Source organism: Paracraurococcus ruber (assembly GCF_004353985.1).
GTDB lineage: Bacteria > Pseudomonadota > Alphaproteobacteria > Acetobacterales > Acetobacteraceae > Paracraurococcus > Paracraurococcus ruber.
Genome location: NZ_SMOA01000327.1, coordinates 1 through 5,513, shown reverse-complemented (window position 1 = coordinate 5,513; position 5,513 = coordinate 1). Strand labels below are relative to the sequence as shown.

Below are 5,513 nucleotides of genomic sequence, written 5' to 3'. Positions count from 1 at the left end.
CGGGCCGCTGGCGCCGGCGCTGGCGGCGCTGGCGGCAGCGGCGCGGCGCGGCGGCTGGGAGGCGACGGAGATCGCCGGCCATCGCACCGCCTGGCTGCGCGCGCTGGCCAATGCGCCCGATGGGCGGGAGGACGGCAATCGCGGCCTCTCCCCCCAGGCGGTGGTGGAGATCGCGCAGCAGGCCTGCCGCGCGGCCGGGCGCGACCCCCGGGTCTCGGTCGATGCCGGCGCGCATATGTTCCCCTGCACCAGCTTCTGGCAGGCGGAGCGGCCGGGCGACCTGCTGATCTCGAACGGCCTCGCCACCATGGGCTTCGCCCTGCCGGCCGGCATCGCCGCGGCGCTGCACGACCCCAACCGCGGCGCCCTGGCCTTCACCGGCGATGGCGGGCTGCTGATGGCGCTGGGCGAGCTGGCGACGGCGGCGGTGCTCGGCGTGAAGCTGACCGTGGTGGTCTTCAACGACGCCACGCTCTCGCTGATCGACATCAAGACGGGCGGGCGCGACCTGCCGGGCGGCGCGCTGGGCTGGCCGGAGGCCGATTTCGCCGCCGCCATGCGCGCCCTGGGCGGCATCGGCCTGCGCGCCACGGACGCCGCCGGCTACCGCGCCGCGCTGGCGGAGGCGCTGGCGGCGGATGGCCCGGCGCTGGTGGATGTGCGCGTGGACCCGGGCAGCTACCCGGCCCAGATCAAGGCCCTGCGCGGATGAGCGGCCCGGTCGACGATCCCTGGGCCGTCACCCGCCTCGACCAGCTGGAGGCGCTGTACGAGGCGCCGCATCCGCGCTTCCTGGCCAAGGTGACGGACCGGCTGGAGGCGACGTCGCGCGCCTTCATCGCCGCTTCCCCCTTCTGCATCCTGGCGACCACCGGGACGCAGGGGCCGCATGCGACGCCGCGCGGCGATGCGCCGGGCTTCGCGGTGCCGCTCGACGACCGCACCCTCGCCTTGCCCGACCGGCGCGGCAACAACCGGCTGGACGGGTTGCGCGACGTACTGCAGGACCCGCGCGTCGCGCTGCTCTTCCTCATCCCCGGCGTGGGCGAGACGCTGCGGGTGCATGGCCTGGCGCGCATCACCGCCGACCCGGCGCTGCGCGCCCGGCTGGCGGCGCAGGGCAAGGACCCCGCGACGGTGCTGCTGGTGCAGGTGCGGGAGGTCTATGCGCATTGCGCCAAGTCGGTGATGCGCAGCGGCATCTGGGGCGGCACGCCGCGCCCGCCCGGGGTGCCGAGCAACGGCCAGATGATCGCCGCGCACACCGCCGGCGGCGGCATCGATGCGGCGCGGTACGAGGCCGAGTACCAGGCGCGCATCCGCGCGCAGATGTACTAGGCGCAATCATACGAGGCGCGGTCACGGCGCGGCGGGGGGGGCGGCCCCGCGGCGCATCGCCGGGCGAGGCGCGCTGCGATGCGTCGGCCCGGCGGGACGGTGACCCGCGGCGCCACGCCCGCCCCCGCCATCCGGCGGGGTGCGGTTGCGCCGCCGCCCCGGCATGCAGACATGCTGCGGGACGATGCCGGCGACGAAGCTCCTTCCCCTGCTCCTCCTCCTGCTCTTCCTGCTGCCCGTCGCCGTGTCGGCCGCGCGCTGGCAGGCGCGCCAGCCGCCGGAGGGCTGGTGGGCAGCCGACCGCTCCTCGACCGGCCTGCTGCCGCCGGCCGCCGCGCACCGGCCGGCGGTGGTCCGCGTGCTCGCCGCGCGGACGGTGCGCTGGCGCGGCATCGTCGCGGTGCATTGCTGGCTGGTGCTGAAGCCGGAAGGCGCGGCCCGCTACGAACGCTACGACTACACCGCCTGGGGCGCGCCCATCCGGGTGAACGGCTTCGCCCCCGACGGCCGCTGGTTCGGCGCCGCGCCGGAGGTGGTCTTCGCCGCCGACGGCGCGGCGGCGGCGCGGCTGATACCGCCCATGCTCGCGGCCATCGAGGGCTATGCCTGGCGCAACCAGGGCGACTACCGCGCCTGGCCGGGCCCCAACTCGAACACCTTCGTCGCCGCGGTGCTGGAGGCGGTGCCGGGCCTGCCGGTGGCCCTGCCGCCGACCGCCATCGGCAAGGACTACCCGCATGACGGCCGCTGGCTGCGCCGCACCGCCTCCGGCACCGGCCTCCGGCTGACGCTCGGCGGCTATGCCGGGTTGACGCTTGGCTGGGTGGAGGGGGTGGAGGTCAACCTGCTCGGCCTCGTCGCCGGGCTCGACCTGCGGCGGCCGGCGCTGAAGCTGCCCGGCCTCGGCCGCATCGGCCTGCCCGACCGGGACGGGTCGAGCCCGCTGCCCGGGATGGGCCCGGAAGCGGGCCGGAATTCGGGGGCGGGAACGGCGCGGCCCGCGGCCTGACGGGCCCGCGGTCCGGGGGCGACCGGGCCTCCCGCCCCCAAGGCCGGCATGACCATGCCCGATGGCACGCGGCATCCCGGCGCCGGGGCGTCTCCGGCCCGGCGTCACCCCGCGAGAGCAGCCAGCCGGGCGAGGGTCTGCGGGATCTGCGCCGCCGGCACCGGGCGGCCGAACAGGAAGCCCTGTGCCTCGTTGCAGTCCAGCGCCGCCAGCAGGCGTAACTGCTCCTCCGTCTCCACGCCCTCGGCGGTCGTCGCCATGCCAAGGCCGGCGCAGATGGTGGTCACGGCGCGGACGATGGTGGCGTCGCAGGGCCGGCTGGCCAGGTCGCGGACGAAGGCGCGGTCGATCTTCACCCGGTCGAAGGGGAAGGAGCGCAGATAGCTGAGCGAGGAATAGCCGGTGCCGAAATCATCCATGGCGATGCGCACCCCGGCGTCCCGCAGCCCGCGCAGCGTCGCCATGGTCTGCGCCGTCTGGTTCAGCAGCACGCCCTCGGTGATCTCGAGCTCGAGCCGGCGCGGGTCGAGCCCGGACTCCTCCAGCACGGCATGGATCAGCGCCGTGAGGTGCTCGCGGCGGAATTGCAGGGCGGAGAGGTTGACCGCCAGCCGCAGCCGCTGGTCGGGCCAGCGCGCCGCCTCGGCGCAGGCCCGGCGCAGCACCAGCTCGCCCAGCGCCTCAATGGCGCCGATCTCCTCGGCCAGGCCGATGAATTCCTGCGGCGCCACGAGGCCGCGCTCGGGGTGCTGCCAGCGCAGCAGCGCCTCGAACCCGGTCACCCGGCCGCCGGCGATCTCCACCGCCGGCTGGTAGTGCAGCACGAATTCCTCCGGTGCCTCCGCCAGGGCGCGCCGCAGGTCCATCTCCAGCCGCCGCCGCTGCTGCGCCTGCTCGTCCATCTCCGGCTCGAAGAAGCGCCAGCAGCCGCGGCCATCCTCCTTCGCGCGGTACAGCGCCAGATCGGCATGCTGCAACAGGCGGCGGGCATCCATGCCATGCGCCGGGAACAGCGCGATGCCGACCGAGGCGCCGACCACCACCTGCTGCCCCTCGATCTCCACCGGGTCCGACAGGGCGGTGATCAGCCGCGCGGCGAGGCCCGCCGCCTCCTCCGCCGCGTCGCGGTCGAGGCCGAGCACCGGCGCCGTCACCACCACGAATTCGTCGCCGCCCAGCCGCACCACCAGGTCGCCGCCGTCCCGGCGGGTGCGGGTGCGGTTGCGGATGCGGTCCGCCACGGCGACCAGCAGCGCATCCCCCGCCTGGTGGCCAAGCGTGTCGTTCACCCATTTGAAGCGGTCGAGGTCGAGATAGAGCAGCGCGAAGCGGCGGCCCTGCGGCCCGGCCTCCGCCAGCAGGTCGGCCAAGCGTTCCTGCATCTGGGTGCGGTTGGGCAGGCCCGTCAGCGCATCATGCCGCGCCATGTGGATGGTCCGCGCCTCGGCCTCCCGCCGCTCCGTCACGTCGGTGAAGGTCGTGACCATGCCGCCATTGGGCAGCATCCGGTCCGCCACCTCCAGCACGCGGCCGTCCGGACGCACCACCTCCCGCGTCTCCGGCCGGTCCTGCGCGACCTGGCGCAGCCGCATGGCGGCCAGCATCGCCGGGTCGCCCGGGCCGAAGAAGCCGCGCTCGGCCAGGGCGCGGGCGATCTCGATGAAGCTGCGGCCGGGCCGCCCCATATCCTCCGGCAGGCCGAGCATGCGGGCATAGGCGGGATTGGCCAGGGTCAGCCGCCAGTCGGCATCCCAGGCGGCCAGCCCCTGCGCCATGGACCCGGTGACGATGTCGAGCAGCCGGCGCTTCTCCTCCACCCGGTGCAGCACGGTCGCGTGGCAGGCTTCCATGGCCGCGAGCGCGGCGTGCAGCGCCTGCAATTCGGTGGCGGCGAAGCGGCCGGGCGCGGCGGCGGGGAACACCGCCGGGCCGCCCGGCTGCCACCGCCGCGCCGCCTCCGCCAGCCGGCCGATGTCGCGCACCAGAATGGCGCGCCCGAACACCCAGGCGACCAGGATGGCGAGGCCGAGCCCGGCCAGGGCCAGCAGCGCCGCGTTGCGGATCAGCGCGGCGACCGGCGCCATCACCGCCGCCTCGCTCCGGCCGACGGCCACGACGGCGTCCGTGCCCTCGATCCGGGCGAAGCCCTTGATGCGCTCCTCCCCGCTCAGCCCCGGGCCGTGATGCACGCCGGTCCCGCCCTGCGCCAGGACGCTGCGCCAGAAGGGATGGTCGGCGAAGCCCTGCCCCACCTGGTCCGGCGCCGGCGGCAGGCTGGCGACCAGCCGCCCGGCACCGTCGAACAGCCGCATGGTGTCGGTGCCGAGCGGGATGCCCGAGCTGGCATCCAGCAGCCGGGCGATGTCCACCACGCCGAGCAGCAGCAGGTCAACCGCCCCGTCATGGTCGTTGTCGAGCGGCAGGGCGACGATGATCTGCGCCACGGCATCGACCCGGCTGGCCAGCAGCGGCGAGACCACGGGCCGCCGCGTCGTGATCGCCTGCTGCAGATAGGCCCGGTCGGCGAGCGAGACGCCGAGGCCGCTGTTGTTGTTGGAACAGGTGATCACGCCGGCGCCGTCGGTGACGGCGATGCCGCGCAGCCAGGGCGTGTCCGCCCGCGCCGCCTGCGCCGCCATGGCGCAGGCGGCGGGGTCCAGCGGCAGGGCGCGCAGCGCCGGCTGGCGCGCCAGGGCGGCCAGCATGAGCTGGGTCTTGCCAAGCAGCGCCGTCTGCTGTTCCGCCCGCAGCGCCGCCAGGCGGCCGACATCGCGTTCGGCATCCGCCAGGCGTTCCGAGGCGCCGATGCCGATGAGGGCGAACAGGGCCGCCGTGGGCGGCAGCAGGGTGGCGAGCAGCAATGCGACCAGCCGCAGGCCGAGCGGCAGCCCGGCCGAGCGCCGCTGGGATGGACTGGCCGCGTCGGGACCGGGGGGAACGGTCGTCACCGACACACGCTTACCGGAGAAGTCTGAACTCTGACCTAACCGCCACCGCCAGCGGGCCCGGGCGGAAGGCCGCGCCGGGGCATGATTGCGCGGAGAACCGGAGCCCGCCCCACCATCGGCGGCCCGGGGCGGACAGTACGGCGGCGGGCCCGGGGCGGCCCGCGCCCGCCGGCGACGACGCGGGCCGACCCGCCGGGCGAAGGCGGGCGCGGGCCGGC

General features: G+C 75.7%; 4 protein-coding genes. 3 read left to right on the top strand and 1 reads right to left on the bottom strand.

Translation table 11 applies throughout. The annotated features are described in order from the left end of the window. From E2C05_RS28220 to E2C05_RS28210, 3 genes are all read left to right on the top strand, one after another. A partial coding sequence (locus E2C05_RS28220) for a thiamine pyrophosphate-dependent enzyme (protein ID WP_133222973.1) occupies nt 1-712 on the top strand: 712 nt, incomplete at its 5' end. Further along, a complete protein-coding gene (locus E2C05_RS28215) occupies nt 709-1,338 on the top strand; it encodes a pyridoxamine 5'-phosphate oxidase family protein (RefSeq protein WP_133222972.1) in 630 nt (209 codons plus the stop codon). The genes E2C05_RS28220 and E2C05_RS28215, both read left to right, overlap by 4 nt. Before the next feature lie 184 nt (nt 1,339-1,522). After that, nucleotides 1,523-2,347 carry a DUF3750 domain-containing protein gene (locus tag E2C05_RS28210; RefSeq protein ID WP_133222971.1) on the top strand — a complete coding sequence of 275 codons (825 nt, stop codon included), beginning with the start codon at nt 1,523-1,525 and terminating at the stop codon, nt 2,345-2,347. Between the two features lie 104 nt (nt 2,348-2,451). Here E2C05_RS28210 and E2C05_RS28205 read toward each other — a convergent pair whose 3' ends face one another. After that, nucleotides 2,452-5,295, bottom strand: a complete 2,844-nt coding sequence (locus tag E2C05_RS28205) for a bifunctional diguanylate cyclase/phosphodiesterase (RefSeq protein WP_133222970.1) — start codon at nt 5,293-5,295, stop codon at nt 2,452-2,454. Between the last annotated feature and the right edge of the window lie 218 nt (nt 5,296-5,513).